Annotated in this window: 21 protein-coding genes; 14 read left to right on the forward strand and 7 right to left on the reverse strand. The window is 69.5% G+C overall.

From position 1 onward, the window contains the following. From ACIBCK_RS09855 to ACIBCK_RS09870, 4 genes are all read right to left on the reverse strand, one after another. Nucleotides 1–1,044 (reverse strand): ABC transporter substrate-binding protein, encoded by a 1,044-nt coding sequence (locus ACIBCK_RS09855; RefSeq protein ID WP_399388909.1) that lies wholly within the window; start codon nucleotides 1,042–1,044, stop codon nucleotides 1–3. Between the two features lie 56 nt (nucleotides 1,045–1,100). Continuing rightward, nucleotides 1,101–1,877 (reverse strand): ABC transporter ATP-binding protein, encoded by a 777-nt coding sequence (locus ACIBCK_RS09860; protein ID WP_399388451.1) that lies wholly within the window; start codon nucleotides 1,875–1,877, stop codon nucleotides 1,101–1,103. Continuing rightward, nucleotides 1,850–2,710 (reverse strand): ABC transporter permease, encoded by an 861-nt coding sequence (locus tag ACIBCK_RS09865; protein WP_399388453.1) that lies wholly within the window; start codon nucleotides 2,708–2,710, stop codon nucleotides 1,850–1,852. Before ACIBCK_RS09865 ends, ACIBCK_RS09860 begins: the two co-directional genes overlap by 28 nt. Nucleotides 2,711–2,830: 120 nt before the next feature. Then, complete coding sequence (locus tag ACIBCK_RS09870; RefSeq protein ID WP_363206664.1) at nucleotides 2,831–2,914, reverse strand: putative leader peptide; 84 nt, start codon at nucleotides 2,912–2,914, stop codon at nucleotides 2,831–2,833. 101 nt (nucleotides 2,915–3,015) lie between these two features. Here ACIBCK_RS09870 and ACIBCK_RS09875 point away from each other — a divergent pair, with 101 nt between their 5' ends. The 7 genes from ACIBCK_RS09875 (at nucleotide 3,016) to ACIBCK_RS09905 (ending at nucleotide 9,514) form a co-directional block, all read left to right on the forward strand. Beyond that, nucleotides 3,016–3,438 (forward strand): secondary thiamine-phosphate synthase enzyme YjbQ, encoded by a 423-nt coding sequence (locus tag ACIBCK_RS09875; protein ID WP_399388455.1) that lies wholly within the window; start codon nucleotides 3,016–3,018, stop codon nucleotides 3,436–3,438. Between the two features lie 148 nt (nucleotides 3,439–3,586). Beyond that, on the forward strand, nucleotides 3,587–5,245 hold the full coding sequence (locus ACIBCK_RS09880; RefSeq protein WP_399388457.1) for an MFS transporter: 1,659 nt from the start codon (nucleotides 3,587–3,589) through the stop codon (nucleotides 5,243–5,245). A gap of 206 nt (nucleotides 5,246–5,451) precedes the next feature. Beyond that, a complete protein-coding gene (locus tag ACIBCK_RS09885; protein WP_399388459.1) occupies nucleotides 5,452–5,937 on the forward strand; it encodes a MarR family winged helix-turn-helix transcriptional regulator in 486 nt (161 codons plus the stop codon). A 154-nt stretch (nucleotides 5,938–6,091) separates the two neighbouring features. Further along, the gene (locus ACIBCK_RS09890; protein ID WP_399388461.1) at nucleotides 6,092–7,129 is read left to right on the forward strand and encodes an AvrD family protein; all 1,038 of its coding nucleotides are present in this window, start codon (nucleotides 6,092–6,094) and stop codon (nucleotides 7,127–7,129) included. A gap of 233 nt (nucleotides 7,130–7,362) precedes the next feature. Beyond that, the gene (locus tag ACIBCK_RS09895; protein ID WP_399388463.1) at nucleotides 7,363–7,803 is read left to right on the forward strand and encodes a hypothetical protein; all 441 of its coding nucleotides are present in this window, start codon (nucleotides 7,363–7,365) and stop codon (nucleotides 7,801–7,803) included. A gap of 155 nt (nucleotides 7,804–7,958) precedes the next feature. Further along, on the forward strand, nucleotides 7,959–8,663 hold the full coding sequence (gene fabG / locus ACIBCK_RS09900; protein WP_399388464.1) for a 3-oxoacyl-ACP reductase FabG: 705 nt from the start codon (nucleotides 7,959–7,961) through the stop codon (nucleotides 8,661–8,663). A gap of 59 nt (nucleotides 8,664–8,722) precedes the next feature. Beyond that, a complete protein-coding gene (locus tag ACIBCK_RS09905) occupies nucleotides 8,723–9,514 on the forward strand; it encodes an AAA family ATPase (RefSeq protein WP_399388466.1) in 792 nt (263 codons plus the stop codon). A 3-nt stretch (nucleotides 9,515–9,517) separates the two neighbouring features. On the opposite strand, the gene ACIBCK_RS09910 is transcribed toward ACIBCK_RS09905, so the two are convergent. Further along, nucleotides 9,518–11,962: a tetratricopeptide repeat protein gene (locus tag ACIBCK_RS09910; protein ID WP_399388468.1), complete on the reverse strand. Its 2,445-nt coding sequence runs from the start codon at nucleotides 11,960–11,962 to the stop codon at nucleotides 9,518–9,520. Nucleotides 11,963–12,151: 189 nt separating this feature from the next. Between ACIBCK_RS09910 and ACIBCK_RS09915 the strand changes: the two genes are divergently transcribed. From ACIBCK_RS09915 to ACIBCK_RS09940, 6 genes are all read left to right on the forward strand, one after another. Then, entirely contained in the window at nucleotides 12,152–12,607 is a 456-nt protein-coding gene (locus tag ACIBCK_RS09915) for a carboxymuconolactone decarboxylase family protein (RefSeq protein ID WP_399388911.1), read from the forward strand. 73 nt (nucleotides 12,608–12,680) lie between these two features. Then, nucleotides 12,681–13,136 (forward strand): iron chaperone, encoded by a 456-nt coding sequence (locus ACIBCK_RS09920; protein ID WP_399388470.1) that lies wholly within the window; start codon nucleotides 12,681–12,683, stop codon nucleotides 13,134–13,136. Nucleotides 13,137–13,221: 85 nt separating this feature from the next. Further along, complete coding sequence (locus ACIBCK_RS09925; protein WP_399388472.1) at nucleotides 13,222–13,779, forward strand: PadR family transcriptional regulator; 558 nt, start codon at nucleotides 13,222–13,224, stop codon at nucleotides 13,777–13,779. Between the two features lie 79 nt (nucleotides 13,780–13,858). Continuing rightward, a complete protein-coding gene (locus tag ACIBCK_RS09930; protein WP_399388474.1) occupies nucleotides 13,859–15,580 on the forward strand; it encodes an acyl-CoA dehydrogenase family protein in 1,722 nt (573 codons plus the stop codon). A gap of 146 nt (nucleotides 15,581–15,726) precedes the next feature. Then, the gene (locus ACIBCK_RS09935; RefSeq protein ID WP_399388476.1) at nucleotides 15,727–15,924 is read left to right on the forward strand and encodes a hypothetical protein; all 198 of its coding nucleotides are present in this window, start codon (nucleotides 15,727–15,729) and stop codon (nucleotides 15,922–15,924) included. Nucleotides 15,925–15,961: 37 nt separating this feature from the next. Then, nucleotides 15,962–16,171 carry a hypothetical protein gene (locus ACIBCK_RS09940; protein ID WP_399388477.1) on the forward strand — a complete coding sequence of 70 codons (210 nt, stop codon included), beginning with the start codon at nucleotides 15,962–15,964 and terminating at the stop codon, nucleotides 16,169–16,171. Nucleotides 16,172–16,208: 37 nt separating this feature from the next. Here the strand turns inward: ACIBCK_RS09940 and ACIBCK_RS09945 are convergent, their stop codons facing one another. Both ACIBCK_RS09945 and ACIBCK_RS09950 read right to left on the reverse strand, forming a co-directional pair. Continuing rightward, complete coding sequence (locus ACIBCK_RS09945; protein WP_367038788.1) at nucleotides 16,209–16,640, reverse strand: VOC family protein; 432 nt, start codon at nucleotides 16,638–16,640, stop codon at nucleotides 16,209–16,211. A gap of 52 nt (nucleotides 16,641–16,692) precedes the next feature. Further along, nucleotides 16,693–17,106: a Fur family transcriptional regulator gene (locus ACIBCK_RS09950; protein ID WP_399388479.1), complete on the reverse strand. Its 414-nt coding sequence runs from the start codon at nucleotides 17,104–17,106 to the stop codon at nucleotides 16,693–16,695. A gap of 308 nt (nucleotides 17,107–17,414) precedes the next feature. On the opposite strand from ACIBCK_RS09950, the gene katG reads away from it, so the two are divergent. Next, nucleotides 17,415–19,628 (forward strand): catalase/peroxidase HPI, encoded by a 2,214-nt coding sequence (katG, locus tag ACIBCK_RS09955; protein WP_399388481.1) that lies wholly within the window; start codon nucleotides 17,415–17,417, stop codon nucleotides 19,626–19,628. Nucleotides 19,629–19,636: the final 8 nt, after the last annotated feature.

The raw sequence follows: 19,636 nt of genomic DNA on the forward strand, positions 1-19,636 counted from the left end.
TCAGGACTCCTTGCGGTACGTGCGCGGCTTGCTGGTCGAGGGCGGCAGATCGCCGTTGAAGCGGGTGTCGACGAAGTCGCCGAAATCGATGCGGCGCGGAATGAGCTTCTGGTCGGCGAAGGTGTCCGCGATCTCCTGCTCGGAGGTGATCACGTTCTTGTCCACGGCCACCGGGACCCGGGTGCCGTTGGTGCGCTTGACCGCGGCGAGCGCGACCTCGTAGGACAGCCCGGTGTCCTTCGCCCAGACCTTCGCCCACGCCTCCGGGTGGTCGTAGACCCAGTCCTGCGCCTTGCGCAGCCGCCTGAGGTAGTCGTCGATCGCCGCGGACTTCTTCTTGTCCTTGAGCGCGCCGGGTGCTGCCACCTGGAAGCCGAGGCCGTTGACGACCCCGTCACCGTCGGTCAGAACACGGCCCTTCTTGCCCTGGAGGACCTGCGAGGTGTACGGGTCCCACACCGCCCAGGCGTCCACCTTGCCGCTGGTGAACGCGGCCAGTGCGTCGGCGGGCTGGAGATACTTGACCTTGACGTCCTTGAAGCCGAGCCCGGCCTTCTCGAGGGACGCGATCAGCTGATAGTGCGCCGACGAACCCTGCGCGACGGCGATGGACTTGCCCTTGAGTTCTTCCGCCTTCTTCAGCTCCGAGCCGTTCGGGACGAGGATCGCCTCGCCCGCCGCGGTGCCGTGGGTCGCGGCCACCACGGAGATCTTCGAGTTGGCTCCGGCGGCGAAGACGGGTGGCGTGTTGCCGACGGCGCCGATGTCCACGGCCTTGGCGTTGACGGCCTCCAGGAGGGGCGGCCCGGAGGTGAAGGTCGACCAGCGGATCTTGTACTTCAGGTCGTCGAGCTCACCGGCGGCGCGCAGCACGGCCTCCGAACCGCCCTTCTGATCACCGACGTTGAGGGTGAGCGAACCCTGGCCGTCGGTCCCGCCACCGGCGCCGGCGGACGAGGTGCTGGCGGAGGAGGACCCGGAGCAGGCGGCGAGCAGCAGGGCCAGGGGGAGGAGCAGGGCGGGGGCGGCGATGTGTCGTCGCATGGTGAGTCCGTTCGGTCCGGTCGTGCTGTTCACAGGGGAGAGGGAATGCGGAGGGTTCACGCCGCGGCCACGGCTTCCGCGGAGTCGTGCGCGTCGACGCCCAGGCGCTGCAGAAGCTCGGCACGCAGTTCGGCGAAGCGCGGATCGGAGATGCCGCGCGGCCGGTCCAGATCGATCTCGGTCTCGTACGCGATGACCCCCGCGTCCATGACGAGCACCCGGTCGGCGAGCAGGACGGCTTCCTCGACGTCGTGCGTGACGAGCAGGACGGCGCAGCCGCGCCGCTGCCACAGTTCGTCGACGAGACGCTGGGCCTTGATGCGGGTGAGCGCGTCGAGCGCGCCGAACGGCTCGTCGAGCAGCAGCAGATCGGGCTCGCGGACCAGGGCGCGGGCCAGTGAGGCGCGCTGGGCCTCGCCCCCGGAGAGCGTCTTGGGCCAGGCGTTCGTACGGTGTTTGAGGCCGACCTCCTCCAACGCCCGCTCGGCGACGCCGCGTTCGGGCTTCCCCTTCAGGCCGAGCAGGACGTTGCGCCACACGCGCTTCCATGGCATGAGCCGGGGCGCCTGGAACGCGACGGCCTTGCGGCGCGGTACGAGGACCGTCCCCTCGATGTCCCGGTCGAGCCCGGCGAGGATGCGCAGCAGGGTCGACTTGCCGCAGCCGCTGCGTCCGAGCAGCGCCACGAACTCGCCCGGCCGCACGTCGAGGTCCAGGCGGTCGATGACGGGACGCCCGTCGAAGGAACGCGTGAGGCCTTCGACGCGTACGGCTGAAGTGCTGGGTGTGTAGGGGGAGTTGAGGGTCACTGGCCGGTGAACGTCGGTCGCCATTGCAGCAGCAGCCTTTCGAGGGTACGGACGATGAAGTCGGCGATGAGGCCGAGGAAGGCGTAGACGATCAGGCAGACGACGATCACGTCGGTCCGCAGGAAGTCACGCGCCTGGACCATCAGGAAGCCGATCCCGGAGTCCGCGTTGATCTGCTCGGCGAAGACGAGGGCGAGCCAGGCGATGCCCAGCGAGTACCGCAGCCCGGTCATCGCACCCGGCAGCGCGCCCGGCAGGATGACGTGGCGCACGAGTCCCCACCGGGAGAGCCCGAGGGACTCCCCGGCCTCGATGAGCTGTGAGTCGACCCCGCGGATTCCCGCGTACACGTTCAGATAGAGCGGGAAGGAGACGCCCAGGGTGATGATGGCGACCTTGGGCGCCTCACCGATGCCGAACCAGATGATGAACAGCGGGATGAGCCCGACGAACGGCACGGTGCGCAGCATCTGCACGCTGGCGTCCACGAGATCCTCGCCGACGCGGAAGAGTCCGGAGATGAGCGCTAGCGAGGTCCCGACGACGACGCCGAGCAGGAGCCCCACCGCGACGCGTTGCAGGGAGACCCCCATGGCGGAGGTCAGCGAACCGTCGGCGAGGAGATCACGGGCGACACCGGCGATGGTCCCCGGCGAGGCGAGGATGTCCTGGGGCAACGCCCCGGTGGAGCTGAGGACTTGCCACAGGGCGAGCAGGGCGAGCGGGCCGGAGGTGCGGCGCAGCCAGCGGGGGACGCGGGTGCGGCGGGTGGATGAGGGGACGATGGGGACGAGCTCGTACTTCGATATTCCCGAAATATCGGGTACGGAGCCCGGCGGGGCATGGCTGATGCTCATGGGTGCTCCACGGCAGGAGGGAAGGATGCCCGAGAGGCCTACGCGCGGGATGGCGACATCAACCGCGTGAGGGCAGCGGGGCAGAGAAGCGCTAAGGCAGGAAAGCGGGCTGAGGAGGCGTCAGCAGCCGCGAGGACACGCAGCAGAGGCCACCCGCAGCAGGTCGATGTGACCGCGCGTGGTGAGCAGAGCTGAACGCAACATGCGGCAGAACGTAGCCACGTCATCCGCGTACGGTCAATGTCGTCTCGAAAGGCGGACGCCGCGTATCAGTGAATGGGAGCGCCGTGAGGGAAGATGGACCCATGTCCGACGCTTTCACCACCCGTGTCCTGAACGTCACCACCGGCTCTTCGGAGAAGGTCTTCGACCTCACCGACGACATCGAGAGCTTCCTGCGCGAGGCCGCAGCGGGCCGTGACGGTCTGCTCAACGTCTTCGTCCCCCACGCGACGGCCGGCATCGCGATCCTGGAGACGGGAGCGGGCAGCGACAGCGACCTGCTGGCCGCGCTGCACACCCTCCTCCCGGCCGACGACCGCTGGCAGCACCGCCACGGCAGCCCCGGCCACGGCCGCGACCATGTCCTGCCCGCACTGGTGCCGCCCCACGCGACGTTGCCGGTGGTGGAGGGCCACCTCGAGCTGGGGACGTGGCAGTCGGTGTGCCTGGTGGACACGAACAGGGACAACCCCCGGCGCGAGGTGCGGCTGTCGTTTCTCGGGTGAGAGCTCGTCCGGCGGTTTCCGGTCGGATCCCCTCGGATCATGGCCGAGACGTGAGCGGTCCGTTGACAGGTGTCCGGGGCCTTCGTAGCTTTTCAAATCGTTGGAAATACCGATGATTTGAGAAGCTGATCATTCTGATCTCGGGGGAATGATGTCCGGACGAACGACGTCGGTGGGCGGGCGGGGGTGGACTCTGGCCGTCGTGTGCGTGGCCACGTTCATGCTGCTGCTCGACCTGACCGTGGTGAATGTGGCGCTGCCCGACATCAGGGACGCGTTCGACGCGAGTTTCACCTCGCTCCAGTGGGTGCTGGACGCCTACGCCCTGGGTCTCGCCGCCGTCCTGCTGACGGCCGGGTCGCTGGCCGACCGCCTGGGGCGCAAGCGGGTCTTCAACATGGGCTTTGTCGTGTTCCTGGCGGCTTCGCTCGCCTGCGGCCTCGCGGACGATGCCGTCGTGCTGTCCGTGGCGCGCGGGGTCCAAGGGCTCGGGGGAGCGGTCCTGTTCGCCGTCGGGCCCGCGCTGATCGGGCAGGAGTACCGGGGCAAGGACCGGGGCAAGGCCTTCGGCGTCTTCGGTGGTGTCGTCGGCCTGTCCATCGCCTTCGGTCCGCTCATCGGGGGCGCGCTCACCGACGGGCTGGGCTGGCGCTGGATCTTCCTGGTGAACCTCCCGGTCGGGCTGCTCGCCATGGCCGTGAGCACGCTGCGGATGCGCGAGTCCCGCGAGGAGTCCGCCCCCGCCGTGGACTGGTGGGGCCTGGTGCTCTTCACCGGCGCGCTGACGCTGCTGGTGCTCGCGCTGCTGCGCGGAGAGGCCGAGGGATGGGGCAGCGCGCCCATCGTCGGCATGTTCGTGGCCTCCGTGGTCCTGCTCGCGGCGTTCGGTGTCGTGGAGCGGCGCCGCGGTGAACGGGCCATGTTCCAGCTGTCGTTGTTCAGGAACAGGACGTTCAACGGGGTGTCGGTGGTGACGCTGCTGTGCGCCGCCGCGACGATGTCCGCGATCTTCCTCCTGGTGTCGTACGTGCAGAACGTCCTCGCGTACTCGCCGTGGGAGACCGGCCTGCGGTTCCTGCCGCTGACCGGGACGCTGTTCGTCGCGGCCGCGATCTCGGGATCGCTGACCACCCGGGTGCCGCAGCGGCTGCTGATGGGAACGTCCCTCGCGCTCATCGCGCTCGGGCTCTCCCTCGTCGCGCTCACGGGTCCGGACACGTCCTGGACCGCGCTGCTGCCGAGCATGTTCGGGATCGGCCTCGGCATGGGGCTGTTCAATCCACCGCGCGCTTCGCTGTCCATCGCCGTCGTGGAACCGTCCAAGGCCGGCATGGCATCGGGGATCAACGAGACGTTCCAGCAGGTGGGTGTCGCCATCGGCATCGCGGGCTTCGGCGCCGCGTTCCAGGGCAGGGTGACCGACCTCTTCGTGCAGTCCGAGGCGGGGCGGCAACTGGGCGTCTCCGCCCACGAGTTCGGTGCGGCCGTTGCGGCGGGCGGTGGCGCGGAAGCCGCCGGCCGTGCGCCCTCGGAGATGGCGCCCGCGCTCGAAGCTGCCGCCCGCACCGCCTTCGTGGACGGGCTGACGGATGTGATGTTCGTGTGCGCGATCATCGCCGCCGTCGGCGCGGTCGTGGGCTTCGTCTTCATCCGCACGCGCGACCTGCACGAGAGTGCCCGCGGCGAGACCGTGGACGCGGAGCACCGGACTGTGGTGAACACCGCTGACGCGCAAGGGCTCTTGGAGGGCGAGAGCGCCGGAGCGCCGGTCGTGGCCCAGTCCGTTCGTACCGGGGGAGACGGGTGACCCGTCGTTCCGGGGGAGACGGGTGACCCGCTCGGAGACGGCAGGGCTGCTCCCCTGATCGCACGCACCACCGCGCGGTGACACCGGCCTTGGAAGCCGGTGTCACCGCCAGTACCCTTGATGTGATCGATGATCGGAGCGGGGGATGCTCGGCATCACCGAGCAACCGCATCAACCAGCGCTCAGAGGCAAAGGGGATGGCCCGGATGGCAGAGGCGACGCCCGTGCCGGCGCAACCCGCCGGGCTCGATTTCCCCCTCGTCCGCAGGACCGGCTATCTACTGAACAAGGCCGGATCGATCCTGATGGAGGACGCCGAGCGGGCGCTCATGGCGCAGGGCATGCGCCTGCGCTATTTCTATGTCCTCGCGGCGCTGGAAAGTGATCTGAGTCTGTCTCAGCAGGATCTGAGCAGACTCCTCCACCTGGACCCGACGACCATGGTGGCTCTGATCGACGAGATGGAGCGGGCCGGGCACGTGGAGCGGCGGCGCAATCCGTCGGACCGCAGGCGCTACATCCTGCGCCTCACCGATGCCGGCCGCGAGGCGCTCGACCGCGCCGGCGGTGCCGTCGACGCCGTGGAGCAGGACTTCCTCTCCGCCGTTCCCGAGCAGGACCGCGACCGACTGCGGACACTGCTCGGTGATCTGCTCGCCGACCGCTGGCCGCGCGTGATCGCCTGCGAGTGACGGAATTAGAGAATCCCTATTTGAGGAATTCTTTGGGTTGATCTGTGGAGGCCGTCACAGCTTTCCTTAAACAATTGCTTTCCCCTTGGCGGGCTGGATAGTGTTTTTCTGTCCGGGCCGCTTGGTCCGCGACACGGGGGAAGGTAAACGGGGAATGAACAACAAAGAATTAATATACGGATCTCTGGATAGCTGCCTCGGGCCCGGCAGCTCCCGCTTTTTCGGAAGCGGATACAAACGCGTCACTCAAGGCCTCAAAAACATCACCACCGACGGGTCACCCGAACCGGGAGCGCTCGTCACCGCGCGCGGCACCCTCGCGTATCCGAGCGACTGGTCCCGCAAATCCGGCTCCGGCGGCGAGCTGCGACCGCATCTCAGCAGTATCGACGCCCTGGTGCTCGCCGCGAACCTGGCGGAGACGCACCTCGGCCGTGCCTTCGGGCTCGGCGCCGCCGAGCGGCGCAGGATCTGGCTGCGCCGTGCCGACGTACGGGCCGGCAGCACACCTCACGAAGACCTCGCGGACTTTCCCGTGCACGGCAGGCTGATCGCCGTCCACGGTCCGAACGGGGAACACGTCCACGGTCCGAACAGCGAACACGCCTCGCTGGCCAGCACGTTCGACTGCCGGGTCGGGAGCCTGAAGGTGCGCTGCACACTCGTGCACGAACAGGGCGACAGGGCGGGCACCCCGGCCACGTACTCCGATGAGAAGCAGGCGCTCGGACCCGCGCGAGCCCGCCACTACGGCGTGGGCTACAAACAACGCGAACAGTACGCCGAGCAGGTCCGTGTCGACCTCGACAAGCAGCAGGTCCAAGGTCTGCAACGCGTCGTCGCCACGGACGAGGACGCCCACACATGGGGAGCGGAAGCGGCTTACGGGCCGTCGGTCTCCATGGTCGACGCACTCGTGGGCGTGGCCCAACTGGCCCAGATCCTGCTCTACGCACAGGACGGGCTGTCCCGCGGCAACACCGACACGCTCTGGATGAGGCGCTTCGTCATCCGCGCGGACACCCCGGTGCGCCCCCTGGGGCAGAGCTTCACCCCGACCGTGCACACCGCGAACTCACGGCTCCTTTCCATGGGCGACGCCCGCTGGCGCACCGCGGAACTCGCGGTGGACGACTTCGCGGGAATCGACGGGCGATGCTGGCTCGCGCACCGGCTGCCTGCCGCCGCGTAATCGCGCCGAATTACTGCTGGGCTGTTTTCACGCCCCATTCGCACCAGAGTTACACGCGTGAAAAGCAACGGGGGAAATAGATCATGCACTTTACGCCCACGCTCCGATTAGGAGACGTGCTCGTCGTACTCGAAGGGCCTGCCCGCATGCTCTGGAAAGAGCACGCCACCGGTCCCGTAACACCGCACTGGACACCGACAGGACTGTGGCCGAACGCGCGGCAGCGTGCCGAGGTGCGAGAGCACCTGGACGGGGAACGGCCACTGCTCGTCCTCCTCGACGAGGCGCGGCGCCACGTCCCCATGCTGCGCGAGGAGTGGCAGGCCGCGCCCTGCCGACTGCTGCGCGAGCAGGCGGGCGCCGGCTCCGAGGCTCCCGCGGACGACGAGGTCGTCGACATCAGCCTTCCGTTCCTCGACTGGCTGCCCGCGGCCCACAGGGAGCGCGCCGCGCGCTTCCTCGCGGAAAGCGACGCGGAACTGTCCCGTACGCCCATGGCGTTCCTGCCACCGCTGATGACCGAGGAACGGCGCGACGGAACGCCACGGAGCCCGCGCTTCGCCCGGCGGCTGCTGCCGAACGCGCTGACGGCGGACCGCCTCGCCGCAGCTGTCGCGCATCTGTTCGCCGATGCGTCGCAGTACTGCGGGGCAGCGGCCGGCTCGGTGCGGTGACCCATGAACCCACTGAACCCGCCGCTCCCCAGCCTGGGGGAGATCGGCCTCCTGATCGCCGCGACAGCCGCGCGGAATCTGGCGGTCAGCGGCCGACGAACGACCAAAGGCCACAGCCGGCAGGCGAAGAACGCCACTGTCCCGAGGAGGCACTGATGGGACGCTCGGTCATGGTCACCGGCGGCAACCGCGGTATCGGACTCACCGTGGCGACCGCCCTGGCGGCCGACGGCGACCGTGTCGCCGTCACCCACCGGGACAGCGCGCCGCCCGGCGAACTGCTCGGCGTCCGCGCCGAGATGACGGACGCCGGCAGTATCGACGCCGCCTTCAAGGAGGCGGAGGCGGCACACGGGCCGGTCGAAGTGCTCGTCGTCAACGCGGGCATCACCCGGGACGCCCTGGTGCTGCGCATGGCCGAGCAGGACTTCACGGACGTCGTCGACGTCAACCTGCACGGCGCCTTCCGCACGGTACGACGGGCCGTGCGCGGCATGGTGCGGGCACGCTGGGGGCGGATCGTGCTGATCTCCTCCATGACCTACGCGTACGGAGCCCCGGGCCAGGTCAACTACGCGGCCGCCAAAGCCGGAATGCTCGGCATGGCCCGCTCCCTCGCCTGGGAGCTCGGCCCCAGGAACATCACGGTCAACGTCGTCGCCCCAGGCCTGATCGACACGGCCATGAGCCGCGAGATCACCGACCAGCGACGCGAACACCTGCTGTCCATCACTCCGCTCGGCCGCGTCGGCGAAACAGATGACGTCGCCGCCGCTGTGCGCTATCTCGCCGGCGAATCGGGCCGCTTCGTCACCGGAGCCGTCCTGCCGGTCAGCGGCGGCCTGGGCCTCGGCGGCTGACCACATCACCCCACGCCCCGGCTCCGGCCGGGGCACCCACGACGGGAAGAGAGCACACCATGGGGAACACGATGACCCCCCTGCCGCACAGCGGCCTGCACCTGGCGATCTCCGGAACGTACTCCAGCGGCAAGAGCACCACGACAGAGACGTTGTCGATGGCGACGGGAATTCCGCGCACGCACGCGATGACGTCCCGGGAGATCCTCGTGGACCTCGTTCCGGGCAAGCAGGTCCAGGAACTCACCGCGATGGAACTGACGATGCTGGGGTTGCGCCGCCTGGAGGAGCGCATCCACCACGAGGCGGGCCAGGGCCCGTTCATCTCCGACGGCTCCGTGATCCACGAGTGGATCTACGGCGAGGCCCGTATGCGGGTCGGCATCAACCCCGGGGCCAACGTGTTCCTGCGGGCGGTGAAGAACGTCGCCGGGCTCCCGGTGAAGCGGTTCTACCGTCAGTACATGGACGCCTACGGCGCCGTCGCCAAGGCCCGTGCCAAGCGGATCTACGACGCCTATGTGCACCTGCCGGTCGAGTTCGAGATGAAGGCCGACGGCCACCGACCTGTCTCCGAGCCGTTCCGCAAGATGTCCGACGACCTGCTGATCGAGACCCTGGAGGAGCTGGAGATCCCCTACCACGTGGTGGGCGGCAGCGTCCGCGAACGCGTGGAGCGGATCGTCGAGATCTTCGATCTGCCCCTGGTGATGCCGCTCGACGAAGCGATCGAACGGGCCGGCGCCAAGGTGCGCAGGGCCGCCGAGGTACTGGAACAGGACGCCCGCTTCCACGAGGCTCAGCGGGCCAAGTCCCTGCGGCGGCGCGTCTCGTACGCGGTGCGCTTCTGACCGTCAGTCGAGCACCTCAAGGACGGCCCGGCCCGCCGCGCGGTGTTCGGCGGCCGCGGCCGGGTCCGTCGTGTCGAGAACGATCGCGATGCCCTCGTGGGCCAGCGCTTCCTCGTTGCGGTATCCCAGTGCCGGGGCGATTTCGAGGGCCTGGCGGTGCAGGCGCAAGGCCTCGTCGGGCAGGCCCGCGAGGCGGCAGGTCTCGGCGTAGCCATTGAGGAAGTGGATCTTCCAGTGCTCCTCGAAGAGTTCGTCGAGCAGCGCGAACGCCTTCCGGTGGCAGGCAAGGGCCTCGTCATGGCGGCCCATGTGCCGCAGTGCGACACCCAGGCAGTTGAGGCACCACGCCTCGTTGTGGAGGTGGCCGTCCTCGCGGGCCAGCGCCAACGCCCGGTGCAGGTGCTCCGCCGCCTCGTCGGGCTCCTCGTGAGCGATGGCCACGCCGAGGGTGAGGTGCGCCGTCAGCGCGGGCGGTGACGCCGGGTCGGCGTGGGGCATGCCGAGGACCTCTCGGGCCCGCTGCGCCGCCTCATCGCGGTGTCCCAGCTGGAGCATCGCCCAGGCTTCCGACGCGGCCGCACCGGCCGACCCGGTCGGGCAGCCGGCCTGCTCGTACAACTTCCCTGCCAGCCTGAAGAGTTCGAGCGGTTCCTCGACGTGACCCTCGTCCCACTTCAAGTAACCGCGCCGCAGGGTCAGTTCGGCTTGTGACCCCACGTCCCCCGCCTGGGACACCCGCGGCTGCGCCGCCTCGTACGAGGCGGCGGCCTCCGCCATACGGCCCGCGTTGTAGCGGGCGAAGCCCAGATCGCTGTGCGCGTCGGCCAGTTGGAGTGGATCGCCGAGGCGCTCGGCAGCGGCCAGCGACCGCTCGAAGAGGACGTTGAGGTGCGTCGTGCCGCAGCGCCGCGCGAAGTACGCCCGCAAGAAGCGCGGCAGCTCGCACACATGCGCGTCGGCCCCGACGGCGGCCGCCGTCTCGAAGGCGCCCACCAGATTCTCGTACTCCGCCACCAGCCAGGCGAACGCCGCGTTCTTGTCCGCGAACCGCGGCAGCGCGGCAGGCGGCCTTCCCGCGGTCGGCGGCCTGCCCGGCGAAAGGAACGGCATCGCGGCGTCGGCGGCAGCGGCCGCGTGCACGTAATAGTCGAGGAAGCGGGCAAGGGCCTGCTCCCGTTCGGCCGAAGAGTCCTGCTCCTCGCCGGCCCGGCGCGCGTGCTGGTGCACCAGGTCGTGCAGGCGGTAGCGGCCCGCGGTCGACTCCTGTACGAGGTGCGCGTCGACCAGGTCCTCCAGCATCGCCCGCGCACTGTTCAGCGGCACGTCGGCGAGGGATGCCGCCAGATACGCGTCGAAGGAACCACCGGGGAGCAGGCCGAGCAACCGGAACAGGCGGGCCTGGGAACGGTCCAACTGCCGTACGGACATGGCGAACGCGGTGTCGAACTCGCTCGCGCCCTCGGCCATCCGCTCGACGAGGATGCCCACCGTCCAGCCCGGCCGGTGCCGCAGCCGGGCCGCGGCAAGGCGAAGGGCGAGCGGCAGATGACCGCACAGCCGCAGCACCTCGGCGGCGGACTCGGGGTCGCGGGCGAGCCTGCCCTCGGGTCCTGCCGGGTCGCCGCTGGCTCGGGCGAGGAGCTCCGCGCTTTCCCGGGTGCTCAGCACGTCGAGTGACACCGGCGGTACCTCGTCCAGGCCGATGAGCCGGTTCCGGCTGGTGATCAGGGCGACGGACGGACCGGCTCCCGGCAGCAGGGGGCGGACCTGGTCGGCGTCGGCGGCGTTGTCGATCACCACGACGACTCGCCGGTCGGCCAGCTCGGAGCGCCAGCAGGCGGCCAGTTGCTCGATGCCTTCCCGCGGGACCTTCTCGGAGGGGACGTCGAGCGCGCCGAGCAGCATCCGCAGCGCGGAGTCGGGATCGAGCGGTTCCCGGCCCTCGGTGAATCCGTGCAGGTCCACATAGAGCTGGGCGTCGGGGTAGTCGGCGGCGAGCCGGTGCGCCGCGTGGATCGCCAGGCAGGTCTTGCCGACTCCCGCCATGCCGTCGACGGCGACCACTCGGTGGCTCTCCACCGCGGCCAGCACGGCGGCGAGTTGGGTCTCACGTCCGGTGAAGTCCGGTACGTCGCGCGGCAGATCGTTGCGGGGCCTGGGCCTGCCCTGGCGGCTGGACTTCGGTGGTGCGGGCAGAGGGTTGGAGGAGCGTTCCCACAGGGGGCGCAGCGGGCGGGGGTCGCGCTTGACGAGGCGGCAGAGCGCGACCACCGAGGGCCAGGGCGGCACCGTCCGGCCGCTGAGGTAGCGCGACAGGGACGAGGAGCTGAGGCCGGAGTCCCGCGCGAGGGCCCGTACGCCGAGTCCGGACAGGTCCTGGATCAGGCGCAGCCGGGCCGCCAGCTCGCTCTGCGGGTCCGCCTTCGCCGTGTGTCGCGACTCATCCACCAGATACCCCCCGTGTCCCGTGAGGCCAGAAACTTACCGGGCCACGTCGTCGCTGCTCAAGGCTGTTTCACCTGTCCCACGGTGTCCCAACGCCGTGGTCGTGGCGAGGGGTTCCCGCTGATATGGAGTCACACCCCGAGGCAACGGGGAACGACCCCGAAGAAGGAGCACACCGAGATGCAGTCCCGTATGCAGTCCCGTATGCAGAACCCCGCCGTCGTCCTCTCCGACGCCATGCCGGCCATCCAGTCGCTCATCAAGGCCGTGCACTCCGGTGGGGTGGAGGGGCAGACCCTGGAGCTCGTGCACCTGCGTGTGAGCCAGATCAACGGCTGCAGCGCCTGCGTCGACGGTGGCGTGAAGTCGTCCCGCAAGGCGGGCGTCAGCGACGAGCGGCTCGCCGTGGTCGCCGCCTGGCGCGAGGCTCCGTACTTCACGGAGCCGGAGCGGGCGGCGCTGGAACTCGCCGAGGCCGCGACGCGTCTCGCCGACCGCGGCGACGCGGTGAACGACGAGGTGTGGGACGCCGCCGCCACCCACTTCGACGAGAAGCAGCTGGCCGCGATCGTCCTCATGATCGGCGTCACCAACCTGTTCAACCGACTCAACGCCACGACCCGCCAGATCGCCGGCGCGTGGGGCTGAGCACCCGGGCACGCCGCTCCCCCCCCCCCGAACACCGACCAACCCACCCGCTCACGTACGTAAGGAAGTCGCCATGACGACCACGCAGAAGACCGCGAAGTTCGACGGATTCACGGATGAGGAACGAGGCGCGATGAAGGCGCGCGCCCAGGAGCTCAAGGCGTCCGCGCGCCGCGGATCGCGCGCCGACAAGGTGGCGCAGGAGGAGGCCGCCGTGGTGGAGAAGATCGCCGAGATGCGGGAGTCGGACCGCGTCATGGCCGAGCGGATCCATGCCGTGATCAAGGAGAACGTCCCCGAGCTCGCGCCGAAGCTCTGGTACGGAATGCCCTCCTACGCCAAGGACGGCAAGGTCGTCTGCTTCTTCCAGAGCGCACAGAAGTTCGGCGCGAGGTACGCGACGTTCGGCTTCAGCGACAAGGCGAACCTTGACGACGGTGCCATGTGGCCGGCCTCGTACGCCCTGACGGAGCTGACCACCGAGGGAGAGGCGAGGATCGCGGCCCTCGTGCGGAACGCGGTGGGCTGAGCCGGGTGGGCTGAGCCGGGTGAGCCGCGTCTCACCAGCGCGGCTCCACTTGTTTATGCAACGAGTTGCATAGCAGGATCGGGGCATGGCGCTAGAGCACGCGATCCTCGTCTCGCTGCTGGAGAAGCCGGGCTCAGGCTATGAACTCGCCCGGCGGTTCGAGCGGTCCATCGGCTACTTCTGGACCGCCACCCACCAGCAGATCTATCGCGTTCTCAAGCGCATGGAGAGCGACGGGTGGATCGACGTCCGCGAGGTGCCGCAGCAGGCGCGGCCGGACAAGAAGGAGTACTCCGTCGCCGCCCTCGGGCGGACCGCCCTCTCGCAGTGGCTGCACGAGCCGATCGAACCCGAGAGTGTGCGGCACGAGCTGGCCGTGAAGATCCGCGGCGCGGCCTTCGACGACCCGGTCGCACTGATCCACGAGGTCGAGCGGCACCACCGGGCGCACGCCGACCGGCTCGCACGCTATCTCGCGGGCGAGCTGCGTGACTTCACCGGACCCGAAGCGCCCGCCACGCCCGACCCCGGGCAGGAGCTGCAGCATGTCGTGCTGCGCGGCGGCATCGCGTACGAACGAATGACGCTCGCCTGGCTCGACGACGTGCTCGCCACACTCCACCGGCTCGGCCCCCAGGGCTGAACCCGCCTGCCGCCCAAGCTCTCCGCGCCCGCACTCGCTCACCCTCACCCGACCTCCCGAGCCGGAAAGGCGAACACTCATGGCCGACCCGCTGCTGTTCAACCCGCGCACCTACGACCCCGAGCACTTCGACCCCGAGACCCGCAGGCTGCTGCGCGCGACCGTCGACTGGTTCGAGGCCCGGGGCAAGCGTCGCCTGATCGAGGACTACCGCGACCGCGCCTGGCTGGCGGACTTCCTCGAGTTCTCCGCCAAGGAAGGCCTGTTCGCGACCTTCCTCACCCCGGCGTCCGCCGCGGAGGGGCAGCAGGACAAGCGCTGGGACACCGCCCGGATCGCCGCCCTGAACGAGATCTTCGGCTTCTACGGGCTCGACTACTGGTACGCGTGGCAGGTCACCATCCTCGGCCTCGGCCCGGTCTGGCAGAGCGAGAACGCCACCGCCCGCGCCCGCGCCGCCGAACTCCTCGCGCAGGGCGAGGTGTTCGCCTTCGGCCTGTCCGAGAAGACGCACGGCGCCGACATCTACTCCACCGACATGCTCCTCGAACCCGACGGCGACGGCGGCTTCCGGGCCAGCGGCTCCAAGTACTACATCGGCAACGGCAACGCCGCAGGTCTCGTCTCCGTCTTCGGCCGCCGCACCGACGTCGAGGGCCCCGACGGCTACGTCTTCTTCGCCGCCGACAGCCGCCACGAGGCGTACCACCTGGTGAAGAACGTCGTCGACTCGTCCAAGTACGTGAGCGAGTTCCGCCTGGAGAACTATCCGGTCGGCCCCGACGACGTGCTGCACACCGGCCGCGCCGCCTTCGACGCCGCGCTCAACACCGTCAACGTCGGCAAGTTCAACCTCTGCACCGCCTCGATCGGCATCTGCGAGCACGCGATGTACGAGGCCGTCACCCACGCCCAGAACCGCATCCTCTACGGCCGTCCCGTCACCGCCTTCCCGCACGTGCGTCGCGAGTTGACCGACGCGTACGTCCGTCTCGTCGGGATGAAGCTGTTCGGCGACCGCGCCGTCGACTACTTCCGCTCCGCCGGTCCCGACGACCGCCGCTACCTCCTCTTCAACCCCATGACGAAGATGAAGGTGACCACGGAGGGCGAGAAGGTCATCGACCTGATGTGGGACGTCATCGCGGCCAAGGGCTTCGAGAAGGACAACTACTTCGCGCAGGCGGCCGTCGAGATCCGAGGCCTGCCCAAGCTGGAGGGCACGGTCCACGTCAACCTCGCCCTCATCCTCAAGTTCATGGGCAACCACCTCCTGAACCCGGCCGCGTACGAGCCCGTGCCGACCCGCCTCGACACGGCGGACGACGACTTCCTCTTCCGGCAGGGACCGGCGCGGGGCCTGGGCGCCATCCGCTTCCACGACTGGCGCACCGCCTACGACGCGTACGCCGCCGTGCCCAACGTCGCGCGCCTGCGCGAACAGGCCGACGCCCTCTGCGAGTTCGTCACCACGGCGGCGCCCGACGAGGAGCAGAGCCGCGACCTCGACCTCCTCCTCGCCGTCGGCCAGCTGTTCGCGCTCGTCGTGCACGGCCAGCTGATCCTGGAGCAGGCGCGTCTGACGAACCTCGACGAGGACGTGCTCGACGAGCTGTTCGCCGTCCTCGTACGCGACTTCTCCGCGCACGCCGTCGAACTGCACGGCAAGGACTCCGCCACCGAGGCACAGCAGAACTGGGCCCTTGGCGCGGTACGCCGCCCGGTTGTCGACGACGCGCGCTCCGCACGGGTGTGGGGACGCGTCGAAGCACTGGCCGGGACGTACGAGATGGCGCCCTGACGCGTGGTGCGGGGACGTGCGACGTGACGGATACCGCTGCGGGCCGTCGGCGCCGTGGAGAGTGACGGCGTGACATCGGTGCGGCTGTTGATCAGCGGCGACACCACGGGGGAGCGCCGCTCTCGCTGACCACCCGCGCCTCCCGGGTGAGCGTAGGGGTGTGCGGCTATCTGCTGCTGCTCGTCGTGCTGTTCACGGTCGTGGAGACAACGGAGCAAGCGACGTGGCTGAGGGTCGCCGCGTTCCTCTCGCCCGGTGGCGCCGGACTGCTGCTGCTGGCCTGGCGGTTCTTCCTCCGCGATCCGTGGATCCTGCGGCGCCGTGGTGTGACGGTGCCCGGGTGAGATCCTCACGTACCGCACGTCGTCCAAGCAGCAGGCCATGAACCCCGTCCTGCGGTTCACGACGGCCAAGGGCGTCACCGTGACGCACGATTCGACGGTGACCGTGCTGACGCGGCGCAAGGACCCGGTCGTGGACGTCACCTACGATCCACAGGACCCCAGCAGGGTCCGCGGCGGCCGGGCGCCGGCTCACATGGCAGCGGGGCTCATCCTCGCCGCGCTGGACGGCCTGCTGGGCGGCCGGTAGGCCCGCGGCGGAGAAGCCGGGTGCCGCCGCGTGCGGATCAGGCCGCGAACACCTGGGAGTCGTCGGCGAACGCCTTGAACTCCAGGGCGTTGCCGGCCGGGTCCAGCAGGAACATCGTCCGCTGCTCGCCCTTCTCGCCCTCGAAGCGTACGTACGGTTCGATGATGAACTCGATGCCTGCCGTGCGCAGTCGCTCGGCCAGTTTCTGGAACTCGGGGACCGGCAGGATCAGTCCGAAGTGCGGCACCGGGACGTCGTGGCCGTCGACCGGGTTGTGCACGCGCTGGGCGCCCTTCGGCGCGAGGTGGGTGACGAACTGGTGACCGTGCAGATTCCAGTCCACCCAGGTGTCCGCGCTGCGGCCCTCCTCCAGGCCGAGCACCTCACCGTAGAAGAGACGCGCCGCGGCGAGGTCGTCGACCGGCATGGCCAGGTGGAACCGGGGGATGGGAGAGTGGGGTTCGGTCATGGCACTGCCTCCTGTGACGGGAGAGTCCGGGTGGACCTGGCACGGGCCCCGATCACCCGCGGGCGCAGTCCGGGCACATGCCCCGGTACGTCACCTCGGCCGCGGACACGGTGAAGCCGAACCGCTCGGAGTCCGGCAGTGCGGCCAGCGGGTCGCCGCCGGGGTGCACGTCACGGATGGCGCCGCAGCCCGAGCACACCAAGTGCTGGTGGGGCCGGTGGGCGTTGGGGTCGTACCGCTTCGCGCGGCCGGTGGACACCTCGATGACCTCGCCGAGGGTGACCAGCTCGCCGAGGGTGTTGTAGACCGTGGCACGGGAGATCTCCGGCAGCCGGTCGGTGGCGCGCGCGAGGACCTCGTCCGCGGTCAGGTGGACATGTTCGCCGTCGAGTACCTCGGCGACCACCCGACGCTGCGCGGTCATCCGCCAGCCACGTCCGCGAAGCCGTCCCAGAAGATCGCTCATGCTTACCAGCCTAACTGTGCTTTGTCTGACGCCTGAATTCGTACGGACCCGTCTGTCGTATTGACTTGGACTTGGTCCATCGTAGGATCAGTTCCGGCCGACGGCCAAGGGACAGGGCAACAGCAGGGAACAGCACGTGACTTCAGGAGACGGGTCCGCTCGGCCCGGCATCCGGTACCCCGCTCGCGGAAATCCAATCCGGCGGGCCGTCCCGGCCGCCGAGGCCCGCGCCGTCCCCGGGCGCCCCCGACCGTTGCGCCGTACGCAGTTTCTGAGCACCGTGATCCGCCCCGTCCGGAAGGATTCCCATGACTGAGAACCATGACGCGATCGTCACCGACCCGAAGCCGGAAGAGACTGGCGGCTGCCCGGTCGCGCACACGCGCGCGCCGCACCCGACCCAGGGCGGTGGAAACCGTCAGTGGTGGCCGGAGCGGCTCAACCTGAAGATCCTCGCCAAGAACCCGGCGGTGGCCAACCCCCTGGGTGAGGAATTCGACTACGCCGAGGCGTTCAAGAGCCTCGACCTGCCGGCCGTGAAACGGGACATCGCGGAGGTGCTCACCACCTCGCAGGACTGGTGGCCCGCCGACTTCGGCAACTACGGCCCGCTGATGATCCGCATGGCCTGGCACAGCGCGGGCACCTACCGCATCAGCGACGGCCGCGGCGGCGCGGGTGCCGGTCAGCAGCGCTTCGCCCCGCTCAACAGCTGGCCGGACAACGTCAGCCTCGACAAGGCCCGCAGGCTCCTGTGGCCGGTGAAGAAGAAGTACGGCCAGAACCTCTCCTGGGCCGACCTCATGGTCCTCACCGGCAACGTTGCCCTGGAGACGATGGGCCTGAAGACCTTCGGCTTCGCCGGCGGCCGCGCCGACGTCTGGGAGCCCGACGAGGACGTGTACTGGGGCCCCGAGACCACCTGGCTCGACGACGAGCGCTACACCGGCGACCGTGAGCTGGAGAACCCGCTCGGCGCGGTCCAGATGGGTCTCATCTACGTCAACCCCGAGGGCCCCAACGGCAACCCGGACCCGGTCGCCGCGGCCCGCGACATCCGTGAGACGTTCCGCCGCATGGCGATGAACGACGAGGAGACCGTCGCGCTCATCGCGGGCGGCCACACCTTCGGCAAGACCCACGGCGCGGGACCGAGCGAGGCCGTCGGTGACGACCCCGAGGCCGCGCTCATGGAGCAGCAGGGCTTCGGCTGGAAGAACACCCACGGCACCGGCGTGGGCCCCGACGCCACCACCAGCGGCCTCGAGGTCATCTGGACCACCACGCCCACGCAGTGGGGCCACGACTTCTTCAAGCACCTCTTCGAGTACGACTACGAGCTCACCCAGAGCCCGGCGGGTGCGAACCAGTGGGTGGCGACGAACGCCGAGGCGGTCATCCCCGACGCCTTCGACACGTCGAAGAAGCACCGCCCGCAGATGCTCACCACCGACCTGGCGCTGCGCTTCGACCCGGTCTACGAGCAGATCTCGCGGCGCTTCTACGAGAACCCGGACCAGTTCGCGGACGCGTTCGCCCGCGCCTGGTACAAGCTGACGCACCGTGACATGGGCCCGATCGTGCGCTACCTCGGCCCGGAGGTGCCCTCCGAGGTGCTGCTGTGGCAGGACCCGCTGCCGGCGGCCGAAGGCGAGCCGGTCGACGCCTCGGACATCGCGTCGCTCAAGGAGAAGATCCTCGCCTCGGACCTCACCACCGCGCAGCTGGTCTCCGCGGCCTGGGCCGCGGCGTCCTCCTTCCGCGGCAGCGACAAGCGCGGTGGCGCCAACGGCGGTCGCATCCGCCTGGAGCCGCAGCGCAGCTGGGAGGTGAACAACCCGGACAGCCTCGCGCAGGTTCTGCGTACGCTCGAGGGCATCCAGTCGTCCTTCAACTCCGGTGCCAAGAAGGTCTCGCTGGCCGACCTGGTCGTCCTCGCCGGCTCCGCGGCGGTCGAGAAGGCGGCCAAGGACGCGGGTGTCCAGGTCGAGGTGCCGTTCACGCCGGGCCGTGTCGACGCCGCGCAGGAGCAGACGGACGTCGAGTCGTTCGCCGCGCTGGAGCCGACCCACGACGGCTTCCGCAACTTCGTCGGCAAGGGCAACCGCCTGCCGGCCGAGTACCTGCTGCTCGACAAGGCGAACCTGCTGACCCTGAGCGCGCCCGAGCTGACGGTCCTGGTCGGCGGTCTGCGCGTCCTCGGCGCCAACCACGCCGGTTCGAAGCACGGCGTGTTCACGGACAAGCCGGGCACTCTGTCGAACGACTTCTTCGTCAACCTGCTCGACATGGGCACGACCTGGAAGTCGACGTCCGAGGCACAGGACGCGTTCGAGGGCCGTGACGCGAGCGGCGCGGTCAAGTGGACCGGCACCCGCGCCGACCTGGTCTTCGGCTCGAACTCCGAGCTGCGCGCGCTCGCCGAGGTCTACGCGAGCGATGACGCGAAGGAGAAGTTCGTGAAGGACTTCGTCGCGGCCTGGAGCAAGGTCATGGACCTCGACCGGTTCGACCTCGTCTGAGTTCCCTG

This window comes from Streptomyces sp. NPDC051218, from assembly GCF_044455475.1.
In the GTDB taxonomy this organism is placed as follows: domain Bacteria; phylum Actinomycetota; class Actinomycetes; order Streptomycetales; family Streptomycetaceae; genus Streptomyces.